This window comes from Kitasatospora sp. NPDC059146, assembly GCF_042786665.1.
Lineage (GTDB): Bacteria > Actinomycetota > Actinomycetes > Streptomycetales > Streptomycetaceae > Kitasatospora.
This window is the reverse complement of the sequence record NZ_JBHZCY010000053.1, coordinates 16,747-37,372: the sequence shown is the minus strand read 5'-3', so window position 1 is coordinate 37,372 and position 20,626 is coordinate 16,747. Positions and strand designations below refer to the sequence as shown.

Annotated in this window: 16 protein-coding genes (1 of these 16 cut by a window edge); 8 read left to right on the top strand and 8 right to left on the bottom strand. The window is 75.9% G+C overall.

What is annotated here, in order from left to right; all coding sequences use genetic code 11:
* The first annotated feature begins 46 nt into the window (after window positions 1-46).
* The 3 genes from ACFXPX_RS22695 to ACFXPX_RS22685 all read left to right on the top strand — a co-directional run bounded on the left by ACFXPX_RS22695 (window position 47) and on the right by ACFXPX_RS22685 (window position 8,236).
* A complete protein-coding gene (locus ACFXPX_RS22695; RefSeq protein ID WP_380642952.1) occupies window positions 47-4,807 on the top strand; it encodes a DNA repair ATPase in 4,761 nt (1,586 codons plus the stop codon).
* A gap of 70 nt (window positions 4,808-4,877) precedes the next feature.
* Window positions 4,878-5,678: an ABC transporter ATP-binding protein gene (locus tag ACFXPX_RS22690; RefSeq protein WP_380590432.1), complete on the top strand. Its 801-nt coding sequence runs from the start codon at window positions 4,878-4,880 to the stop codon at window positions 5,676-5,678.
* Window positions 5,672-8,236 carry an ABC transporter permease gene (locus tag ACFXPX_RS22685; protein ID WP_380642950.1) on the top strand — a complete coding sequence of 855 codons (2,565 nt, stop codon included), beginning with the start codon at window positions 5,672-5,674 and terminating at the stop codon, window positions 8,234-8,236. The genes ACFXPX_RS22690 and ACFXPX_RS22685 overlap by 7 nt, the downstream gene beginning before the upstream one ends.
* Window positions 8,237-8,402: 166 nt before the next feature.
* Here the strand turns inward: ACFXPX_RS22685 and ACFXPX_RS22680 are convergent, their stop codons facing one another.
* Window positions 8,403-9,014 carry a TetR/AcrR family transcriptional regulator C-terminal ligand-binding domain-containing protein gene (locus ACFXPX_RS22680; RefSeq protein ID WP_375888211.1) on the bottom strand — a complete coding sequence of 204 codons (612 nt, stop codon included), beginning with the start codon at window positions 9,012-9,014 and terminating at the stop codon, window positions 8,403-8,405.
* A 146-nt stretch (window positions 9,015-9,160) separates the two neighbouring features.
* Here ACFXPX_RS22680 and ACFXPX_RS22675 point away from each other — a divergent pair, with 146 nt between their 5' ends.
* The 3 genes from ACFXPX_RS22675 to ACFXPX_RS22665 all read left to right on the top strand — a co-directional run bounded on the left by ACFXPX_RS22675 (window position 9,161) and on the right by ACFXPX_RS22665 (window position 12,256).
* Window positions 9,161-10,213, top strand: a complete 1,053-nt coding sequence (locus ACFXPX_RS22675) for an alpha/beta fold hydrolase (protein WP_380590426.1) — start codon at window positions 9,161-9,163, stop codon at window positions 10,211-10,213.
* Window positions 10,214-10,307: 94 nt separating this feature from the next.
* Window positions 10,308-11,174, top strand: coding sequence for a methyltransferase domain-containing protein (locus ACFXPX_RS22670; protein ID WP_380523247.1), 867 nt, complete (start codon window positions 10,308-10,310; stop codon window positions 11,172-11,174).
* Between the two features lie 5 nt (window positions 11,175-11,179).
* Window positions 11,180-12,256 (top strand): aromatic ring-hydroxylating dioxygenase subunit alpha, encoded by a 1,077-nt coding sequence (locus ACFXPX_RS22665; protein ID WP_380642948.1) that lies wholly within the window; start codon window positions 11,180-11,182, stop codon window positions 12,254-12,256.
* A gap of 8 nt (window positions 12,257-12,264) precedes the next feature.
* Here ACFXPX_RS22665 and ACFXPX_RS22660 read toward each other — a convergent pair whose 3' ends face one another.
* The 5 genes from ACFXPX_RS22660 to ACFXPX_RS22640 form a co-directional block, all read right to left on the bottom strand.
* Window positions 12,265-13,947 carry a 4Fe-4S binding protein gene (locus ACFXPX_RS22660; RefSeq protein ID WP_380642946.1) on the bottom strand — a complete coding sequence of 561 codons (1,683 nt, stop codon included), beginning with the start codon at window positions 13,945-13,947 and terminating at the stop codon, window positions 12,265-12,267.
* Window positions 13,948-13,982: 35 nt separating this feature from the next.
* On the bottom strand, window positions 13,983-14,924 hold the full coding sequence (locus tag ACFXPX_RS22655) for a diiron oxygenase (protein ID WP_380642944.1): 942 nt from the start codon (window positions 14,922-14,924) through the stop codon (window positions 13,983-13,985).
* A 306-nt stretch (window positions 14,925-15,230) separates the two neighbouring features.
* A complete protein-coding gene (locus tag ACFXPX_RS22650) occupies window positions 15,231-16,253 on the bottom strand; it encodes an RNA ligase family protein (protein ID WP_380590417.1) in 1,023 nt (340 codons plus the stop codon).
* Window positions 16,254-16,357: 104 nt separating this feature from the next.
* Window positions 16,358-16,939: a TetR/AcrR family transcriptional regulator gene (locus ACFXPX_RS22645; protein WP_380590414.1), complete on the bottom strand. Its 582-nt coding sequence runs from the start codon at window positions 16,937-16,939 to the stop codon at window positions 16,358-16,360.
* A 156-nt stretch (window positions 16,940-17,095) separates the two neighbouring features.
* Window positions 17,096-17,869 carry a flavodoxin family protein gene (locus ACFXPX_RS22640; protein WP_380523251.1) on the bottom strand — a complete coding sequence of 258 codons (774 nt, stop codon included), beginning with the start codon at window positions 17,867-17,869 and terminating at the stop codon, window positions 17,096-17,098.
* A gap of 144 nt (window positions 17,870-18,013) precedes the next feature.
* On the opposite strand from ACFXPX_RS22640, the gene ACFXPX_RS22635 reads away from it, so the two are divergent.
* Both ACFXPX_RS22635 and ACFXPX_RS22630 read left to right on the top strand, forming a co-directional pair.
* Window positions 18,014-18,919, top strand: coding sequence for a LysR family transcriptional regulator (locus ACFXPX_RS22635; RefSeq protein WP_380642942.1), 906 nt, complete (start codon window positions 18,014-18,016; stop codon window positions 18,917-18,919).
* A gap of 88 nt (window positions 18,920-19,007) precedes the next feature.
* A complete protein-coding gene (locus tag ACFXPX_RS22630) occupies window positions 19,008-19,220 on the top strand; it encodes a cold-shock protein (protein ID WP_380407577.1) in 213 nt (70 codons plus the stop codon).
* Window positions 19,221-19,288: 68 nt separating this feature from the next.
* Here the strand turns inward: ACFXPX_RS22630 and ACFXPX_RS22625 are convergent, their stop codons facing one another.
* Together ACFXPX_RS22625 and ACFXPX_RS22620 are read right to left on the bottom strand one after the other, a co-directional pair.
* Window positions 19,289-20,419 carry a substrate-binding domain-containing protein gene (locus ACFXPX_RS22625; RefSeq protein WP_380642940.1) on the bottom strand — a complete coding sequence of 377 codons (1,131 nt, stop codon included), beginning with the start codon at window positions 20,417-20,419 and terminating at the stop codon, window positions 19,289-19,291.
* Window positions 20,420-20,609: 190 nt separating this feature from the next.
* Window positions 20,610-20,626, bottom strand: the 3' portion of a protein-coding gene (locus ACFXPX_RS22620; RefSeq protein WP_380642938.1) for a serine/threonine-protein kinase. The gene runs 1,024 nt beyond the window's last position; 17 of the gene's 1,041 nt are visible here — the last part of the coding sequence; its start codon lies beyond the right edge, outside the window; it ends in the stop codon at window positions 20,610-20,612.

Below are 20,626 nucleotides of genomic sequence, written 5' to 3'. Positions count from 1 at the left end.
CACCCGCCGAGCAGCAGCAGGCAGACACCCGCCGAACACCAGGGGAATGACCGTGGAAGCCCTCGACGACGCCCGGCCCGACGCCGGCAGCTACGAGGTCCTGCGTGGCCGGCTCGCCCGGGCCGCCGCCGAACTCGCCGACCGCGCGGAGGCGTTGAACACCCGCCGGGTCGCCGAGTTCGGCGGCGGGGAACTACGGCTCACCGGCACCGGGCGGCTCACCACCGCCCGGGCCTGCCTGCCGCAGGACCTCACCGCCGTCGGCGGCCGACTGCTGCTCGGCACCCGCCCGGCCGAGGCGGAGAGCGGCACCGAGGACTTCACCGACCTCCTCTCCCTCCACCGGCCCGACGACCTCTCCCCCGCCGACGGCACCCTGCTGGACGACCCCCGGCTGCGCCAGGACCTCACCGACCTGCGCCGCTACTTCCGCGACGCCCGGCTGGAACGGCTGCGCCCGGTCGGCGGCCGGCTGCTCGCCGTCTTCCGCACCGGCCCGGCCGCCACCGACGTCCGGGTGCTGCGCTGGCGCCTCGACGACGACCGCGCCACCTACCAGGACGGCCGCGGCGAACGCGACCACACCCCCGCCGACGGCCGCCAGCTCGACTGGACCCCGCTCACCCGCGACGACCAGCTGCCCGCCGCCCCCGGCACCGCACCGCGCGCCGACCTCGCCGGGGAACTCCACCTCGGCGTGGACGGCGGCCGGCTCACCCTCACCACCCCCGACGGCCGCGAACTGCACCGGGAACCGCTCGCCGAGGCCCTCCAGACCCTCGCCGACGCCCAGGTCGCCCACGCCCGGCTCGCCACCCTGCTGCTGGTGCGGGTCCGCCCGTACCAGGAGGAGACCGTCCGGCACCTGGTGGTCCACCTGCCCACCGGCCGGGTCACCCGGATCGACGCCCTCGGCCAGGCCTGCCTGCGGCTGCCCGCCGACCAGGGCGTGGCCTTCCCCGGCGGCTGCCACCTCGCCGACGGCACCGTGCGCACCTTCGACCAGCCGGTCGACGGCCTCGCGTACGAACGCACCGTCCTCTCCCCCAACGGCGAGGACCTGCTGTACGAGTTCCGCTCCGCCACCGACGGCCGGGCGCTGCTCCAGCCGTACAACTCCGTCCGCCAGGAGGCCGCCGCCCCGCTCGCCTGCCAGGGCTACGCACTGCTCGACGACGGCACCCTGATCGCGCTGCGCCCCGCCGAGGACGGCCCGACCCGGCTGCACCCCGTCCAGCTCTGGCAGAGCCCGTTCACCAGCGAGCGGCACGCCACCGAACAGCCGCCCGGCACCGGCCCGCTGGCCCGGATCGGCAACGCCGACCTGGTCCGCGGCCTGGCCGACTGCCTCGCCCTCGCCCGGCTGGCCGCGGCCGGCGCCGACACCCCGGCCGGGCACCACGCCGTGCTCACCGCCTGCACCCGCACCGCCGACCGGCACCACTGGCTCGGCCAGAGCGGCCTCGGCGACCTCGCCGCACCGCTCGCCGAGATCCGCGACACCGCCCGGCAGGTGATCGCCGAGTACGAGGCGGTCGCCCAGCTCACCGCCCACGCCGCCGCCCGCACCGAGGAGACCGCCGAACACGTCGAGGGCCTGCTGCGCACGGCGCGCGGCGAGACCATCGCCGACGCCGCCGAATGGGTCGACCGGCTGGCCGCGCTGCGCCGCGCCCAGGGCCGGGTGGAGGCCCTGCGGGACCTGCCGCGCGCCCGGGCGGAACGGATCGACGCGCTGGCCGAGCACCTCGCCGAGGGGCTGGCCGAGGCCGCCGACCGAGCAGTGGTCCAGCTCGCCGAACCCGCCGCCTTCGAGCCCCACCGGCGCCGGGCCGGCGAGCTGGCCGAGCGCTGCGCCGCGCTGGCGACCGCCGCCGAGGCCGAGCCGCTGGGCCTCGAACTCACGGCGCAGAGCGAGGCGTTGCAGACCGTCTCGGAGCTGGTCGGCACCCTCGACCTGGCCGACGCCACCACCCGCACCGCCATCCTGGACCGGCTCGCCGACGTCCTCGGACTGCTCAACCGGGCCCGCAGCACGCTGACCGTCCGCCGCCGCGAGCTGCGCACCCGCGAGGCCGCCGCCGAGTTCGCCGCCGAGACGGCGCTGCTCGCCCAGGCCGTCACCGCGGCGCTGGCCGCCGCCGACACCCCCGAGGCCTGCGACGACCGGCTCGGCCGCCTGCTGCTGCGGATCGAGCAGCTGGAGACCCGCTTCGCCGACGCCGACCCGGCGCTCGGCGAACAGCTCACCGAACGCCGCACCGAGATCCACGACGCCCTCACCGCCCGCCGCCAGCACCTGCTGGAGCAGCGGGCCGGGCGGGCCGACCGGCTGGCCGCCTCCGCCGAACGGATCCTTGACACCCTGCACCGGCGGCTGGCCGCCCTGGGCACTCTCGAGGAGATCGAGGCCGCGTTCGCCGCCGACCCGACGGCCGTCAAACTCCGCGACCTCGCCGGACAGTTGACCGCCCTCGGCGACCGGGTCCGGGCCGAGGAGCTGACCGGACGGCTGCGCGCCGCGCGCGGCCGCGCCCACCGGGCGCTGCGCGACCGCGCCGAGCTCGCCGGGGACGGCCCCGGCACCCTGCGACTGGGCCGCCACCTGTTCGCGGTCACCACCCAGCGCCCCGAACTCACCCTGCTGCCCTGGCGGGGCCGGCCCGCCTTCACCCTCACCGGCACCGACTACCGCGCCCCGGTCACCGACCCGGCCTTCGCCGCCACCGAGCGGTACTGGGACCGGCCGCTGCCCTCCGAGACGCCCGCGCTCTACCGCGCCGAGTACCTGGCCGCGAGCCTGCTGCTGGCCGCCGAGCCGGGGGAACCCGACGGCGACCTGCTGGAGTACGTCCGGCGGGCCGCCGAACGGCGCCCGGACGAGGGCTACCAGCGCGGGGTGCACGACCACGACGCCGCGCTGGTGCTCCGCGCCCTGCTCGAACTCCGCGCCGAGGCGGGCCTGTTGCGGCACCCGGCGGCGGCCCGGGCGGCCGCCCAGCTGTACTGGGCGCACGGCGCGGACGAACGGCAGCGGCTGGTCTGGCACACCCGGGCCCGCTCGCTGGGCCTCGCCCGGCAGGCGTACGGCGGCGCGGTGCCGGCGCTGGCCGCCCTGGCGGCCGAACTGTCGGCCGCCGTCGCGGAGTTCGCCCCGACCGGGTCCGGCCCGGGCGCGGCCGGGGCCGGCACTGGCGCCGGGGCCGGCGCCGGCGCCGAACCGGCCGGGGCCTACCTGGTCGCCGAACTCGCCTCCGAGACACCGGAGTTCGCCTACTCCCCCGGGGCCCGCGCACTGCTGGAGAAGTTCCACGCCGCCCCCGAGTCCGCCGGGCTGACCGAAGCCCTGACCACCCTGCCCGAGGACCCCTCCCTGCTCCCCGTACGGCACCAACTGGCCACCGCCTGGCTGGAGTCGGCCGCCGCCGACGCCGACCCGGGCGACCTCGCCGAGGCCGCCGCCGTACTGCTCTGCCCGACGCTGCCGCGCCGCCGCGCCGAGGGCGCCGTCGGCACCCGGCTGACCGGACTGCTCGGCGACCACCCCCGCCTTCGCGGCGGCGCGCTGGACCTCCGCCTGGACGAACTGCTCGCCCGGGTCCGCGATTTCGAGGCGGTCGACGTCCCCGGGCACCGCGCCTACCAGCGGCTGCGCGGTGAGCTGCTGGCCGCCGAACACGCCCGGCTGCGGCTCGACCAGTACCGGCCCGCATCGCTCAACGGCTTCGTCCGCAACCGGCTGATCGACCAGGTGTACCTGCCGCTGATCGGCGACAACCTCGCCAAGCAGCTCGGCACCGCCGGCCCCGGCGGCCCCGTGGACCGCAGCGGCCTGCTGCTGCTGGTCTCCCCGCCCGGCTACGGCAAGACCACCCTGGTCGAGTACCTCGCCGAGCGGCTCGGCCTGCTGCTGGTCTCGGTCAGCGGCCCGGCACTCGGCCACCGGGTCACCTCGCTGGACCCGGCCGAGGCCCCCGACGCCGCCGCCCGGCGCGAGCTGGAGAAGCTCAACTTCGCCCTGCACGCCGGCGACAACGTGCTGCTCCACCTCGACGACGTGCAGCACACCTCGCCCGAGTTCCTGCAGCGCTTCATCCCGCTGTGCGACGCCCAGCGCCGGATCGACGGCGTCGCGGACGGCGAGGCCCGCGAGTGGGACCTGCGCGGCAAGCGCTTCGCCGTGGTGATGGCCGCCAACCCGTACACCGAGTCCGGCCGGCTCTTCCGGCTCCCCGACATGCTCGCCAACCGGGCCGACGTGTGGAACCTCGGCGACGCCGTGGCCGGCCGGGAGGACCTCTTCGCGCTCAGCTTCGTCGAGAACGCCCTGCCCGCCAGCCCCCACCTGGCCCCGCTCGCCACCGCCGAACGCACCGACCTGGACACCCTGCTCGCCCGCGCCGGCGGCACCCCGGGCGGCACCCTGACCGGCGCCTGGCCGGCCGCCGAGGTCGAGCGGATGACCGCCGTCCTGGCCGGGCTGCTCCACCTGCGCGGCACCGTCCTGGCCGTCAACCGCGCCTACCTCGCCTCCGCCGCCCAGGACGACCGCGCCCGCACCGAGCCGCCGTTCCTGCTCCAGGGCTCCTACCGCAACATGGCCAAGCTCGCCCAGCGCCTCGACCCGGCCCTCACCCGCCCCGAACTCGACGCCCTGCTCACCGACCACTACCGCGCCGAGGCCCAACCCCTGGGCGCCGACGCCGAGGCCCAGCTCCTGAAACTCGCCGACCTGCGCGGCACCCTGACCCCGGAGCAGGCGCAGCGCTGGGAGCGGTTGAAGCGCCGGTGGTGCGAGGGGGTGTAGCTGGCTGTACCCCCGGAAGTGAACCCCTGGCCATTGAGCCGCCCCCGCCCCGGGCGGTGGGATGGGGATCATGAACGCCGCCGCCCCCGCCACCGACCTCGCCGTCGAACTCCGCTCCGTCCGCCGGACCTACCGGCGCGGGCCCGAACCCGTCGTCGGGCTCGACGACGTGACCGTCGGGTTCCCCTTCGGCACCTTCACCGCCGTCATGGGGCCGTCCGGGTCGGGCAAGTCGACGCTGCTGCGTGCGGCCGCCGGGCTGGAGGCGGTCGACCGGGGCGAGGTGCGGGTGGACGGTGCCGTGCTCGGCGGGCTGCGGGACAAGGAGCTGACGGTGCTGCGCCGGGAGCGGATCGGCTTCGTCTTCCAGTCCTTCAACCTGCTGCCCGCGCTGACCGCGGCGCAGAACGTGGCGCTCCCGGCCAGGCTGTCCGGCCGCCGCCCCGCCGCGGCGGAGGTGGCCGCCGCGCTGGCCGCCGTCGGCCTCGCCGACCGGGCCGGGCACCGGCCGGGCGAGCTCTCCGGCGGCCAGCAGCAGCGGGTCGCCATCGCCCGGGCGCTGATCACCCGCCCGGCGGTGCTGCTCGCCGACGAGCCGACCGGCGCGCTGGACACCCGCAGCGGCCGCGAGGTGCTCACCCTGCTGCGCGGGATGGCCGACGACCCCGGCCGCGCGGTGGTGATGGTCACCCACGACCCGGTCGCCGCCTCGTCCGCGGACCGGGTGCTCTTCCTCCGGGACGGACGGCTGGCCGGCTCCCTGGAGCGGCCGACCGCCGAGCAGGTCGCCGCCCGGATGACCGCGCTGGAGACCGACCCGGTGGAGGCCGACCCGGTGGAGGCCCGTACCCCGGAGGCCCTCGCATGCTGAGCCTCGCCCTCGCCTCCGTCCGGCTCCGCTGGGCCTCCTTCGTCGGCAGCTTCGTCGCCCTGGCCTGCGGCGTCGCCCTGCTGGCCACCTCGCTCCTGGTCATCTCGGCCACCGTCGGCGTCCCGGACCAGGGGCGCCAGCGCTTCTCCGAGGCCCCGGTGCTGGTCATCGCCGACCTGAACGTGGACTTCACGCCCGCGGGCGGCGGCGACGTCCAGCCGACCCAGGTCCCCGCCCAGCCGGGCCTGCCCGCCGGGCTGCTCGCCGCCGTGGCCGCGACCGGCCGCACGGTCGAGGACCACACCTTCTACGCCCAGCTCGCGGACGGCCCGCGCGACCAGGTCGGCCGGGCCTGGTCGAGCGCCGCCCTGGGCGGCTACCGGCTCACCGCGGGCACCGCGCCCGCCACCGACGACCAGGTCGTGCTCGGCGGCGGCCGCCCGGAGCAGATCGGCCGGTCGGTCCGGTTCGTCACCGCCGACGGCCCGCACACCGCGACGGTCTCCGGCGTCACCGGGGCCGAGGCCTTCGAGCACGCCGTCTTCTTCACCGACGCCCGGGCCGCCCGGTTCAGCCCCGCCGTCGGCGCGCTGGCCGCCTTCGGCCCCGCCGACGCCGTACGCCGGGCCGTGGAGGCCAACGGCGGGGCCGGCGTGGCCCGGGTGCTCACCGGTGCCGAGCGCGCCCAGGCCGACCCGCACCACGCCGAGGTCGCCGCCCGGCTGGACGGCGTGCAGACGCCGCTCGGCCTGTCCGCCGCGGTCTCCGGCGGCACCGCGGTGTTCGTGGTGGGCGGCACCTTCGCGCTGTCGATCGCCCAGCGCCGCCGCGAACTCGCCCTGCTGCGGCTGATCGGCGCCACCCGCCGCCAGCTGCGCGCCCTGGTCCTCCGGGAGGCGCTGGTGGTCGGTGTGCTGGCCTCCGCCGCCGGGTGCGCGCTCGGCGCGGTCGGGGCGGCGCCGGCCGGCCGCTGGCTGGTCGACCACGACCTGGTGCCGGACGGGTTCACCGTCCCGGTGACCGGGTGGGGGCTGCTCGTCGCAGGCGCGATCGGGCTGCTGACCGCGCTCACCGGCGTGCTGTCCTCCGCAGTGAAGGCCGGCCTGATCAGCCCCGGCGAGGCGCTCGCGGAGGCGGACGCCGAGCGGACCTCGCGCGCCGCCCTGGCGTTCCGCTGGGCGAGCGGCCTGCTGGTGCTCGGCGGCGGCATCGCCGCCCTCGCGCTGACCGCCCGCGGCTGGCCGGACGCAGCGGCGAGCGTCGCCGACGCGCTCGCCCTGCTGCTGCCGATCGTGGCCGGCTGCGTGCTGCTGGCGGCCGTGCTGGCCGGGCCGGCGATCCGGCTGCTGACGGCGCTGCCCGCACTGGTGGCCCGGCTGCGCGGCCGGTCCGTCGAGGACGGCGGCGGCATCGTCTGGGCGACCGCCCGGCAGAGTGCGCTGACGGCCTTCCGGCGCACCGCCGCGACCACCACCCCGGTGGTGCTGATCGTCGCCTTCGCCGGCTGCCTGGTCGGCAGCATCGACACCATCGACCGCGCCCAGGTCACCGAGACCCGCACCCAGCTGTCCGCCGCCGACCTGGTGGTCGTGCCGGCCGGCACCCCCGGGCTGAGCCGGACCGTGGCGGACCGGGTCCGGGCCGTCCCCGGGGTGCGGGCGGCGGTGATCACCCCGACCTCGCTCATGGCCGCCGTGGACGACGGCCAGGCCCTGGTGCCCTTCCGCGCCGCGACGGCGGACCCGGCCGCGCTGGCCGCCGTCGACCGGCTCCCGGTCGTCGCCGGCTCGCTGGCCGACCTCGGCCCGGGCTCGGTCGTGCTCAGCCGCACCTGGCCGGGCTCGCCCGCGGTCGGCGCGCGGATCGCCGTCCGGCTGGCCGACGGCACCCCGCGGGAGCTGCGGGTCGCGGCCCTGCTGGGCACCGGCGCCGAGGCCGTCCAGGCCTGGGTGACCGACCCCGACGCCGTCACCAGCGGGGTCGGCGGGCCGGCCCTGGCCGAGCGGATCGACCTGCGGCTGCCGCCCGGCGCCGACCGCGCGCAGGCCGCCGCCGCCCTGCGGACGGCCGTGGACGGGCTGGGCGCCCGGCTCGAAACGCCGGAGCAGGTCTGGTCGGCCGCCACCGACAGCACCGCGCGGGACTCCTGGAACGCCCTGCTGATGATCCTCGGCCTGGCGATCGGCTACGCGGTGATCACGCTGGCCAACTCGCTGGTGATGACGACCGGCGACCGGCGGCGGGAGCTGTCCCTGCTGCGGCTGGCCGGCGCCACCCGGGGCCAGGTGCTGCGCACGGTGGCGGTCGAGACCCTGCTCTGCGTGACGGCCGGTGCCCTGCTGGGCGGGCTGGGCACGGCGATCAGCGTCGGCGGCTCCTGGACGGCGCTGACCGCGCTGGTCGGCCCGACGCCCGTGCTGGTGCCGTGGACGGTGATGGGCGTGCTGGCCGCCTGTTGCGCGGCCGTCGCGCTGCCGGCGGCGGTCCTCCCGGCCGCGCTGGCCCTGCGCGGCCGGGACGGCGGCGGCATCCTGCACGGCGCGGCCGGCCCGGCCTGAGGCCCGGCTGCCCGGCTGCCCGGCTGCCCGGCTGCCCGACTGCCCGACTGCCCGACTGATCGGCTCTCGGCTGCTCGGCGAGGGGCCGGTGAACTCCCCTGGAGTCACCGGCCCTTGCGCGTCCGCCCGTCAGGCCCGCGCGTCAGACCCGCGTCAGACCCGCCCGTCAGGCCCGCGCGCGCAGCCCGTCCAGCAGGGCGTCGGCGAGCCGTTCCGGCAGGTCGGGGTCGACCGGCCGGTGTCCGAGCACGGCGCGGGTCTGGATCGGGGCGCAGAGCAGTTCCAGGGCGAGGCGGGCGTCGGTGCCGGCCGGGAGTTCACCGCGCTCGACGGCCCGGTGCACGATGACGCCGGCCCGGTCGAGGCGGGTCTGCCAGAAGGCCTGCCAGGACTCGGCGAGGGCCGGGTCGTCGGAGTTGTGCGCGGCCGCGTGGACGACGGCGCGGCCGAGCGGGGTGGCGGTGTAGTCGGCCAGGGCGCGGGCGAAGGCGGCCAGGTCGGTGCGGACGGCCCCGGTGTCGGGGACGGGGATCCCCTCGTCGCTGGCGGTCAGCATGGCGTCCAGCGCCAGCTTCTCCCGACTGCCCCAACGCCGGTACACGGTGGTCTCGTTGACCCCGGCGCGGGCGGCGACGTCGGCGATGCCGAGCCGGGCGAGACCGCCCTCGGCGAGGGCCTCCATGGCCGCGGCCAGGACGGCCTGGCGCACCCGGGCGGCCCGCCCGCCGGGGCGGCGGCGGATCGGCTCCGGTTCCGGTTCCGGTTCCTGCTCGGTCATGCGGCGGTCCCCTCGTTCGGCTCGGAGGCCAGCTTAACGCAGGAGTACTTGCGTTTACGGTCCGCCAGGCGCATAGTCACTAACGCAAGAGTTCCGGCCTTAAGAATCGGAACATCGAGAGACCCAGCAGCACGGGAGGCACCACCATGTCCTTCACCTGGCCCCTGGACCCGCAGGACCTGTTCGCCGAGCGCCACCCCCAGATGACCCTCGGCCTGCCCGCCGCCGAGGTGGACGCGGTGCGCGCCGCCGTCACCGAGATGTGGCCCGACCGGCCCGGCGGCTGGGTGCACGAGTGGTCCGCCCTGGCCGCCCGGCACGCCGCCGCCGGACGGCACCGGGAGGCCGCCCAGGCGTACGGCTGGGCCAAGTTCCCCTCGCTGGCCGACGCCCCCAAGCGCACCGCGCTCGCCCGCCAGATCGAGCAGTACGTCCTGGCCGCCCCCGGCTTCCCGGTGGAGTTCGAGCGCCGTACCGTCACCGTCCCGTACCGCGGCGGCACCACCTCCCTGCCCGTCCACCTGATGGCCGCCCCCGGCCTGCCCGCCGACGCGCCGGTGCTCCTGGCCAGCGGCGGGGTGGACTCCTGGAAGGCCGACCTGCACGGCATGTGGGAGCAGCTGGCACTCGCCCTGCCGGTGCGGCTGCTGCTGTTCGACCTGGCGGGCACCGGCGAGACCGCCCACCTGCCGATGACCCCGGACGGCGGGGCCGAGGTGATCGAGGGCCTGATCGCCTTCGCCCGTACCCTCGGCGGCGGCCGGGTCGGCCACTTCGGCATCTCGATGGGCGGCTACTACGCGGCCCGCACCGGCCTGACCGGCGCCGTGGACGCGGCGGTGGTGCTCGGCGGGCCGGTGGAGCGGTCCTTCGCGCGCGGCCGCGGCTTCGCCTTCGGCATGGACGGCATCGTCGGCAACGCCCTGGGCTTCGACGCGATGCCGGGCCCGACGGCCCGCGAGGACGCGTTCGCCGCCTTCGACCTGCGCCCGCTGCTGGACCGGGACGCCAACGGGCCGATGCTGGTGGTCAACGGCGCGGACGACGTGCACGTCCCCCAGCACGACACCCTGGTGTTCACCGGGCGCCGGGACACCCGGGTCGAACTCGTCCCGGACACCGGCCACTGCGCGATCTCGCGCTTCGGCGAGGCGATGGGGCTGATCGTGCCCTGGCTGCGCGCCACCCTGGTCGGCTGATCAGCCCGTCCGACGACCGTACGAACCCTCCCGGCGGCGCAACCGCCCGTGGCGCCGCCGGGTGGGGTGACGGGCCCGCCGCTAGCGTGACGGCATGGTCGCCCAGGAACTCGATCTCACCGCGCTGCGCCGGGTGTACGGACGCGCCGGGAGCCGGTGGTTCTACACCCGGGTGGCGCGCAACGCCCGGCACTGGGGGTGGACCGAGCCCGGCCAGTCCAAGTGGCGGCTGTGGCGGGCCCAGCGCCAACTCCAGGACGTGCTCGGGCAGAAGCTGGCGCTGCCCGCCGGATCGCGGGTGCTGGACGCGGGCTGCGGGGCCGGGGTGGTGGCCCGGGCGATGGCGACCCGCTTCGGGCTGCTGGTCACCGGGGTCGACGTCCTGGACTTCCACCTCGCCGAGGCCCGCCGGCTGAGCGCCCGCGCCGCGCTGGCCGACCGGACCGACTTCCACTGGGGCGACTACCACGAACTCCCCTTCCCCGACGGCGGATTCGACGGCGGGTTCGACGGCGCCTACTCGATGGAGACGCTCGTCCACTCCTACCACCCGGCCCGCGCGCTCGCCGAGTTCCACCGGGTGCTCCGCCCGGGCGGGCGGCTGGTGCTGCTCGGCCCGATGAGCACCGGCCCGGTGGACCAATTACCCGCACCCGCACGGGCCTTGCTCGAACCGTACCTGGACGCGATGGCGATGACCGGCGCCCTGCTCTACCACGCGGGCACCCTGCCGCAGCTGCTCGCCGGGGCCGGTTTCGAGGTCGAGGAGTCGCTGGACGCGACGCCCTACTACCTGCCGACCACCGAGGCGGTGCACGCGTACTTCCGGCTGCCCTGGGAGCTGCTGCGCCGCCTCGGCGACCCGGCGCGCTGGCTCAACCTCCGTTCCACCGTGGAGATGTACGCGGTGCGCGAGCACATCGCCTGGTACGTCCACACCGCCGTCAAGCCACCGAGGTGACCGCCATGGCCGAGCACTCCGCCCCGCTGCCGTACCCGAGCGGCTGGTTCTGCGTGGGCCGCGCCCGCGACCTGCCGCCCGGCCGGGTCCGCACCGCCCGGCTGATGGGCGAGGACGTGGTGCTGTACCGGACGCGGCGGGGCGCGGTGCGCGCGATCGGGCCGCACTGCCCGCACCTGGGCGCGCACTTCGGCACGGGCGGGCGGGTGCGGGGCGAGGAGCTGGTCTGCCCGTTCCACGGCTTCGCCTTCGCCCCGGACGGCTCCTGCACGGGCTCCCCGGACGGCACCCGGTTCCGCGGCGAGCTGGCGCGGCGCCGGCTGGTCGAGCGGGACGGCGCGCTGTTCGTCTGGCGGGGCGGGCCGGGGAACGGGCCGGAGGACGGGCCGGACGGCGCCGCGCCCGCCTGGGAGCTGCCGCCGGCGGTCGGGGTGCGGCCGCTGGCCTGGTGGAGCGGGGAGTTGCTCTCCCACCCGCAGGAGGTGATGGAGAACAGCGTCGACTTCCGGCACGTCGCGGTGCTGCACGGCCTGGACACCCGCGAGAGCGCACCACCGGAGCCGGACGGCCCGCTGTTCACCGTCCACCAGCGCACCACCACCCGGTTCCCGGGCCTGGGCGCGGTGAGCCTGGACCAGCCGGTGACCCTGGCCGGGCTGGGCATGATGCGGCTGACGGCCGAACTCCCCGACCTGGGCAGCTCGTTGCTGGTGTGGGTGCTGCCGACACCGCTCGCGCCCTGGCGCACCCTGGTGCGCTTCGCGGTGACCGCCACCGTACCGGTGCCGGGGGTCGGCGCGGCGCGGGCCGTGGACCGGGCGGCGTCCTGGCTGGCACTCCAGGCCTCGGTCCGGATCATCAAGCAGGACCGGCCCGTGCTCGCCCACAAGCGCTACCTGGCGCAGCCGCGACTGGTGCCCGGGGAGCGCTCGATCGGGCTGTTCCGGCGCTGGGCACGGCAGTTCTACCCGGAGGGCTCCGATGCCGGCACGGCCGTGGAGCCGACCGGCAGGACCGTGGAGCCGACCGGCGGCTCCCGGAGCGGGCCGCCCCCTGCGCAGGGCCCCTCCGGAAGGCCGTAGGACGGGCCCTAGCGTCGCCGGCCCGCCGCCAGCAGTTCCGCCACCGTCGCCAGCTTCACCCGCGGCCGTCCCTGCGCCGCACCGCGCTCGCGCTCCGCGCGGTCCACCGCGCGGAGCTCTTTCAACCCGACGGCGTCCGGCCGGCGCCGCCGCACCAGGCGTTCGAACTCCGCCCGCCCCGCCGGGGGTTCCGGCAGCACCCGGGCCACCGCGTCGTCCAGCAGCGCGTCCACCGTCTCCCGCGCGCAGGCCCGGTTGGCCCCGATCCCGCCGGAGGGCCCGCGCTTGGCCCAGCCGACCACGTACGCGCCCGACAGCGCCTGCCCGGTGGCCGGGTCGACGACCCGGCCGCCCCGCCGGGCGACCGTCCCGGTCCGTTCGTCGAAGGGCAGCCCCGGCAGCGGCACGCCGCGGTGCCCGATGGAGCGCACCACCAGCCCGGTCCGCAGGGTCTCGCGCTCCCCCGTCGTCCCGTCGGGCACGCCGTCCCCGGTCAGCCGCGTCCGCTCGACCGTCAGCCCGGCGACCCGGCCGTCCGCCCCGGCCAGCTCCACCGGGGTCGACAGGAAGCGCAGCACGATCCGCCGACCCGGCCCCGGCCGCGCCCCCTCGCCGCCCTCGCCGCCCTCGTCCCCGGTGCGCACCAGCGGCAGGCCCGCCAGCAGCGCGGCCCGCGAGTCCGGCGCGGCCGCCTCGATCGCCGCCCGCACCTGCGGGTGGTCCTCGACCACCAGCTCGACACCGGGCAGCCGGCGCAGCGCCAGGAACTCCGGTGCGCTCCAGGCCGCCTGCTCGGGCCCGCGCCGGGCCAGCAGCACGACCTCCCGGACCCGGCTGCGGCGCAGCGCGGCCAGGGCGTGGTCGGCGATGTCGGTGACGGCGAGCCGGTCGGGGTCGGTGAGCAGGATGCGGGCGATGTCCACCGCGACGTTGCCGTTGCCGACCACCACGACCCGTTCGGCGGACAGCTCGACCGCGTCGGCGGGCACCGTCGGGTCGGCGTTGTACCAGCCGACGAAGGAGGTCGCGGGCAGGCTGCCGGGCAGGTCCTCACCGGGCACGCCGAGCCTCCGGTCGGCGGCCGCGCCCACCGCGTACACCACCGCGTGGTGGTGCGCGGCGAGTTCCTCGTGGGTGACGTCGGTGCCGACCTCCAGGTTGAGGTGCATCCGCAGCCGGGGGTCGTGGAAGACGCTCGCGAAGCTCTCCGCGATCCGCTTGGTGGACTGGTGGTCAGGGGCGACGCCGTGCCGCAGCAGGCCGCCGGTGACCGGCAGCCGGTCGATCATGGTCAGTTCGGCGCTGGTGCAGCGCAGCAGTTCCTGGGCGGTGTACCCGGCGGAGGGACCGGTGCCGACCACGGCGATCCGCAGGGTGCCGAGTTCGCCCGGCAGGCTGCGCGGGAAGCCGGGCGCGCCCCAGGCGTGGTCGTTGGGGTGGTCGCGGTACCAGTCGCGGTTGAGGTCGCCGAAGACGACGTCCGGACCGCGCAGCCGGTCGACCGGGTACACCGCGTCCACCGGGCAGGCGTCCGCGCAGGCCCCGCAGTCGATGCACGCCTGCGGGTCGATGTAGAGCATGTCGGTGGTGCCGAACTCCGGCTCCTCCGGGGTCGGGTGGATGCAGTTGACCGGGCAGACGGACACGCACGAGGCGTCGTTGCAGCAGGTCCGGGTGATCGCGTAGGCCATGGCCGGGGTGGGTCCTCGCTGTGGGTGACGGATCGTCAGAGCATGTGCACGCGGCGGTAGATCGCCGCCGAACGGCTGGTGATCAGCCCGGTCTCGGCGAGGAAGGCCATCAGGTGCCGGGAGCTGTTGCGCATCATCGCCTTGCGGTGCTCGTTGCCCTTCACCTCGTCGAGGGCGCGGGCGACGTCCAGCCCGACGGCCTTGTAGACGCCCGGGTGGACCATGCTGCTGACGATGACGTACGCGCCGATCGCGATGCCGGTGGCCGAGGCGCGGCGCCGGGCCGGGCCCGCGTGGCGCACCCGTTCGCGGATCTCCTGCCGGGCGAACTTCATGTGCCGCGACTCCTCGACCACGTGGATCCTGGAGCTGCCGCGGACGATCTCCAGGACGTTCTCGCCGCGCATCCAGTCGCGCTGCATGACGTCCAGCACCTCCTCGGCCACCAGGATGCCGCCGTAGGCGAGTTCGCCCTTGGCGAGGGCCTTGAAGGCGCGCCCGGCCTGGGCGATCACCTTGTTGGGCCGGTAGGCGGGGACGCCCATCTTCTGGCAGGCGCGGGCGAACATGATGGAGTGGCGGCACTCGTCGGCGATCTCGGTGAGCGCGAACTGGAACTCGGCGTTGGCGGGGTTCTTGAGGTACTGGTCGCGCAGCACCATCTGCTGGAGGATCATCTCGAACCAGATGCCGGTGTTCATGATCGAGCAGACCTCGTGCCGGGTGAGCGCGATCCGCTGCTGCTCGGTCATCTCGTCCCACAGCCGGGTGCCGTAGAGGGTGCTCCACTCGGGGTTGAGGCCGTAGTGCTCCTCGGGGAGGGGCGCGTCCCAGTCGATCTCGGTCATCGGGTCGTAGGAGAGGGTGGCGGCCGACTCCAGCAGCCGCTTCGAGACGTCGTCGTCGGCCGCCGTGTGGCCGTGTTCCGCCGCCGTGTGGCCGTTCCGGTCCGCCGGCGTCTGCCGGGTGAGAGCCATGGCTGCCTCCTGGTGCCTGCCCCTGCGGGTTCCCGCTCACCCGCCTTATTAGACGGACAGTACAATAAGAGCCCGTTCCCGAGAACCCCTCGCGCAGCGCCGAACCGGCGCACAGCGGACGGCGCGCGCCCCGGCGGCGGGCGGGCACACGGACGTGCGTTTTACGCGGACGTGCGTTTCACACGGGTGTCCGGCGTGGCCGTCTGATACGGACGTACGTCCCAGCGGGAGCCTGGGACGGACGTCCGTCCCATTGCGCGTCCGAGACGGACGTCCGTCCCATCCGCGCATCACACGGACGTACGTTCAGGACCGCCCCCGCCCCCACCGCCGCGCCCGACCCTGGGCGTCGAAGAGGACCAGGGCATCGGCGGCGGGCCGGAGGACGTCCCGCAGTGCCGACGCGGTGGCCGGCTCCAAGCCGCCGAGGGCTTCGGCGAGTTCGTCGGTGACGTCCTGGGCGATCTCGGCCGCGACCGCGTCCGGGGCCGTGCGCGGGCCCAGCTTGCTGACGGCGGCGGCCGCGCGGGCCGGGGTGAGCAGGGCGGAGGCCTGGACCAGCAGCCAGGCGGGGACGCCGGCGGCACCCTCAGGCGGGGGGAGGTAGGGGCGGGCGCCGTCGTAGCGCCCGTCCTCGGCGAATGCCTTCTGCTTGACCTTGAGCACCGGGCGGGCCGCTCCGGACTCGCGCCATTCGCCGGCGGGCTTGAGGACGTAGCCCTCGGCGAGGTTGTCGGCGAGTTCGGGCAGTCCGAACAGGGCCGGCACCCGGCTGGGGAAGGCGGCGGGGAGGTCCTGGAGGGTGTTCAGCGGGCCACGGGCGAGCAGGGGGACGCAGCTCAGCCCGGCGGCGTCGGCGGCGGAGCGGAGTTCGCGGTCGGCGAGCCAGCAGCGGCCGTCGGCGGTCTCCACCGTGGCGTCGAAGGGCAGCCAGCGCAGTCCGGGGTCGTACCAGACGCCCGTCTGCACGGGTTCGACCCCGGGGGCGGCGGGCACCCCGGGGTGGGGGTAGCGGCCGCCGGCCAGTTCCCCGTACACGGTGACGACGGCGTCGCCGCCCCGGCCGGCCCGAACCGCCGCCGCGAACCGGCCCGCCGCGACGCGCAGTCGGGGCCAGATCCGGCTGACGCCGAAGAAGGCGTCGAGGTCCTCGTCCCCGAGCAGGTCGCGCCGCTTGGCGGCCCGTACGGCGTCGCCCTCGCAGACCACGGCGAAGTGCGCGCCGTGGACCTTCTCCGCCGCCGTCCACTCCCGGCTGCCGGGCGCGTCGGGGCGCCCCTTCGCGGGGATCTTCGGATAGGGCGTCAGTTCGGACCAGGAGTCGGGCACGAACAGGATCCTCGCCGCAAAGCCCCACCCCCGCAACGGAGATACCCGGCAGGGACACCAGGCGGAGACGCCCGACGGAGCCAGGAGCCAGCCGACGGAGACGCCTAACGCTCCCGCCACAGCCCCGCGAGGTGGGCGTGCAGCAGTTCCTCGGCCTCGGCCGTGGTCCGGTGGCCGATGAGGACGTGTCCGGTGAGCCCGTCGGCGAGGGCGAGCAGCGTACGGGCTTCGCGCCGGGGGTCGAGGGCGGGGGCGGCCTCGGCGACGAGTCGGGCGAGCAGCCCCTCCAGGTCGGTATAGCCGGCCCGCAGGTCGGCGGCCAGGGCGGGGTTGACGGCGGCCGCGGCGAGGAAGGCGAGCCAGATCCGGGCCTCGGCGCGGTGTTCCTCGCGCAGCAGCGCGACTTCGCCGACGACGTGGCCGACCGTGCTGGCGGCGGACTGGGCGGGGCCGGCGACGAGTCGGCCCCGGGCCCGTTCGGTGACGCGTGCGCCGATGTGGCCGAGGGCGAACCGCAGCATCTCCTCCTTGTTGCGGAAGCAGCGTTGGACGGCGCCCATGGAGACGTCGGCGCGGGTGGCGACGTCCCGCAGGGTCGCGCCTTCCAGGCCCTGGGCGTCGATCAGCGCGCAGACGGCGTCGGCGATCCGTCGGCGCCGCTCCTCGTGGTCGACCTGCTTGGGCATCCGCCACGCACCTTCCGACTCCGCCCGATTCCACCCGCCTCCGGGCTCCACCCCGGGACATTCCGATGCAACCGTATCGGATCCGCCGCCGGGAGCCCAACAGCCGCCCAGCCGCCAGCCCCGGGCCCCGGCGACCCACCCCCTCGGCCCACCCCCTCAGCCCGCCGCCGGCACCCCCGGCGCACTCGGCGCCCCCGACGCACCTGGCACACCCGACACCTCCACCCCCGCCTCCCGCAGGATCGCCGACAGCGCACGGGCCTCGTGCTCCGTCATCCGCGTCGTCTCGTACGGCACCGCGTTCACCCAGCGCTGGGCCAGCCGGGCGATCCGCTCGCCGTACCGTTCGGCGGTGGCCAGGTCCCCGCGCGACCCGGCGTGCTCCGGCCCCTGGTCGGCGTTGCTCTGGCTCATCAGCCCCAGCCAGGAGCCCAGCCGGTTGACGTCGTCCCGGCTTCCGCCGCTCCAGTTGTTGCCCGGCATGTCACCGACGCCGATCCACTGCATGCCCAACTGTGCACCGAAGACGGCCAGTTGCTCCAGCACGGCGAGCTTGTCGCCGCTCTGCGAAGCCGACATGGTGAACCCGCCGGCCAGCTTGTCCTTCCAGCTCTGGGTGACGAACGGCGTGAACGCGGCCTCCATGAACGCCTTGAACACCGCCGACACGCTGCCCATCAGCGTCGGACTGCCGAACACGATGGCGTCGGAGCGGTCCAGCAGGGCCAGCACCTCCGGGTCGTGCCAGCGGCCCGCGTTGACGTCCTCGGCCCGGATCTCGACCAGGTGCACCTCCGCGCCCGGCACCCGCCGGGCGCCGGCGGCGAGGTGCTCGGCCAGCACCCGGGTGTGGCCGTGCACCGAGTGGAACACCACGCCGACCGTGACCGCCGGCACTGCCCGGCCGGACTCAACACCGTTGACTGCCATGTCTCTTCACCGTTCTCGTCGATCGACTGCGCTGCTTGTCCTCCCATCTCAGCCCGTGCGCGGTCCGGCATCAACGCCGAACTCCGGCATGCAGCGATCGGTGGCACCGATCGATCGCCGGGCCGGTCGCGCTACCGTGGGACGGTGGACAGGATCGAACTGGAAGCATTCGTCGCGGTCGCCGAGGAGCTGCACTTCGGCCGCGCCGCCGCCCGTCTCCACCGCGGGCAGCCCACCGTCAGCGACGCCGTCCGGCGCCTGGAACACACCCTCGGCGGCCGACTGTTCGACCGCACCAGCCGCCGGGTCTCCCTCACCGAGCTCGGCACGGCCCTGCTCCCCGACGCTCATGCCGCCCTCGCCCAGCTGCGCGGGTTCCAGCAGCGCGGCCGCGCGCTCGCCGCCGGCGAGCGGACCGGGACCACCCTCGTCGTCGGCCATGCCGAGTACACCGGCCACCAGCTGCTGCTGCGCTGCCTCCCGCAACTGCGCGAGCGCTTCCCCGACGTGACGATCGTGCCGGAGGCCATGCCGACCACCGCCCTGGTCGCCGCCCTCCGCGCGGAGACCATCGGCCTGGGCATCGGCTGGGCCACCGGCGGCATCACCGGCGTACGGGCCCGGGTGCTCTCCACCGAGCGCTTCATGGCCCTCGTCCCGGAGGCCCATCCTCTGGCCGGGCACGCCGAGTTGAGCACCGCCGAACTCTCCACCACCGGCCTGCTCACCTGGCCCCACCAGATCAACAGCGGCCTCTGCGACCGCCTCCTCACCGCCTTCCGGATCGGCGGAGCCGACCTGCGCATCATCCGCACCGCCGACAGCGTCCACGCCATCGCCGCCCACGTCGCCGCGGGCACCGGCATCGGCATCACCGTCGAGTCCGCCCTCGACCACCGGCCTCCGGGGCTGCACGTCATCCCCCTCACCGGCCCCTCGACCACCGCCGACCAGGTCGTCCTCACGCCCGCCGCGCCCTCCCCCGCCGCCACCGCCCTCCGCGACCTCCTCGTCGCCGCCTCGGCGGCGCTCCGGCCCCGGCACGCCTAGGGCGGCTCGACTACTCTTCGTGTCGACTCACGCGCCCTCCGTGAGAGGATCACGCGACGGCACCGCGCCCCGACCCCGAGGAGTAGGCATGGCCGAGCGCCAGAACGGCACCGTGAAGTGGTTCAACGACGAGAAGGGCTACGGGTTCATCAGCCCGGAGTCCGGCCCCGACCTGTTCGTGCATTTCCGGGCGATCGAGTCGACCGGCTTCAAGTCCCTGGTGGAGGGCCAGAAGGTCTCCTTCGAGGCCGTCCAGGGCCAGAAGGGCTTGCAGGCCGACAAGGTCCGGGTCGAGGAGTAGCGACCCCGGCGGATCCGTTGCGCGCGCCCGGTCGGCGCTGTGGCCGACCGGGCGCGCCTCCGGCGCCGCTACTGGGCGCGGAGCCCGGCCAGTGCCCCCTGCACCTGCTGGACGACTGCCGGGGGCAGCGTGCCGTACTTCATCGACTCGCCGCTCGCCTGGCCCGGGCCGCTGACCGCGTAGGACGCGAGGCCCGCCACGACGGCGGAGTTCCCGCCGCTCCCGCAGAAGGCGAGGTAGCCGAAGCCGACCACCGGATAGCCGCCCTTGACCGGCTTCTGGTAGTCGAGCTTGACCGACACCTTGCCGCCCGAGGTCTCCGCCGTGCCGGTCGCGGCCATCGTGCCGGCGGTCGCGGTGCTCGGGGCCGCGTCGGAGTCACCGGTGCGCACCCGGGCCGCGTGGAGGTTCCCGACGTCCCGCAGCGGGACGAAGCCGATCGACCCCTGGGCACCGGCGACGGCGCCGGGGATGCTCGCCTCGGTCGCCCCCGGCCGGGCCTTCGCCTCGGAGTCCCAGACCGCGCCCACCTCGTACGGCCAGTCGGCGGGCGCGGCCTTGCCGAGGTACTGCGAGAACACGTAGGCGGACCAGGACAGCCCGGCCGGGACCCGGACGTCGATCGGCGAACCGGGCAGCACCGTGGCCGGGTTGAGCGCCCTGATCGCCGGGTCGTTCCAGGACTGGATCTGCTTCCGGAAGATCTTGGCGAGCGTCGGGGCGTCGAGCACCAGGTCGACGACCCCGGGCACGTTGAAGACGACCGCGACGGGGGCCACCGTGACCGGGAGCTGGGACACCTGGCCGGTGGCGCAGTGCTTGCCGTAGGTGACCGCCTGCTGGTCGGTCAGCGTGGTGTCGAATCCGGCGGCGTCGAGCCCGCCGTCGGCGAGGAGGGTCGCGTTGGCGGTCTTGAACGGGTCGTCGGCGCTGGGGACCGCAGGGCCCTTGTAGGTGAGCCGGTTGCCCGGGCAGGCCTTGCCGAAATCCGCCGTCCACCGCTCGACGAGGGCGCCCTCCATCCCGTCCACGCCGATCGTGGCCTGCCCGGCCGGGGCGCAGCTGACCCCGGAGGCGACGGCGGACGGGCCGGTCTGACCGCTCTGCCCGGCCTGCCCGGCCTGCCCGGTTTCCGGCGCACCGGAGTGCCAGGTGAGGTAGCCGAGCGTGCCCGCCGCGGCGATGACGGCGGCGGCCACGGCGGCGCCGATCAGCAGGGCCTTGCGCGGTCGGGGTCGACCGGCGGGGGTGGTGGAGGGAGCGACGGAGAGAGCGGCGGAGGGGGCGGTCGGCAGGTACGGCGGTACGGTCGGGGGCGCCCGTGGCGGCGCCCCCGCCCGGGCGCACCGGGTTGGGGGGGGTGGCCTCGGTAACACCCGCGCCGCAAAGCTAGCACGAGGACGTGA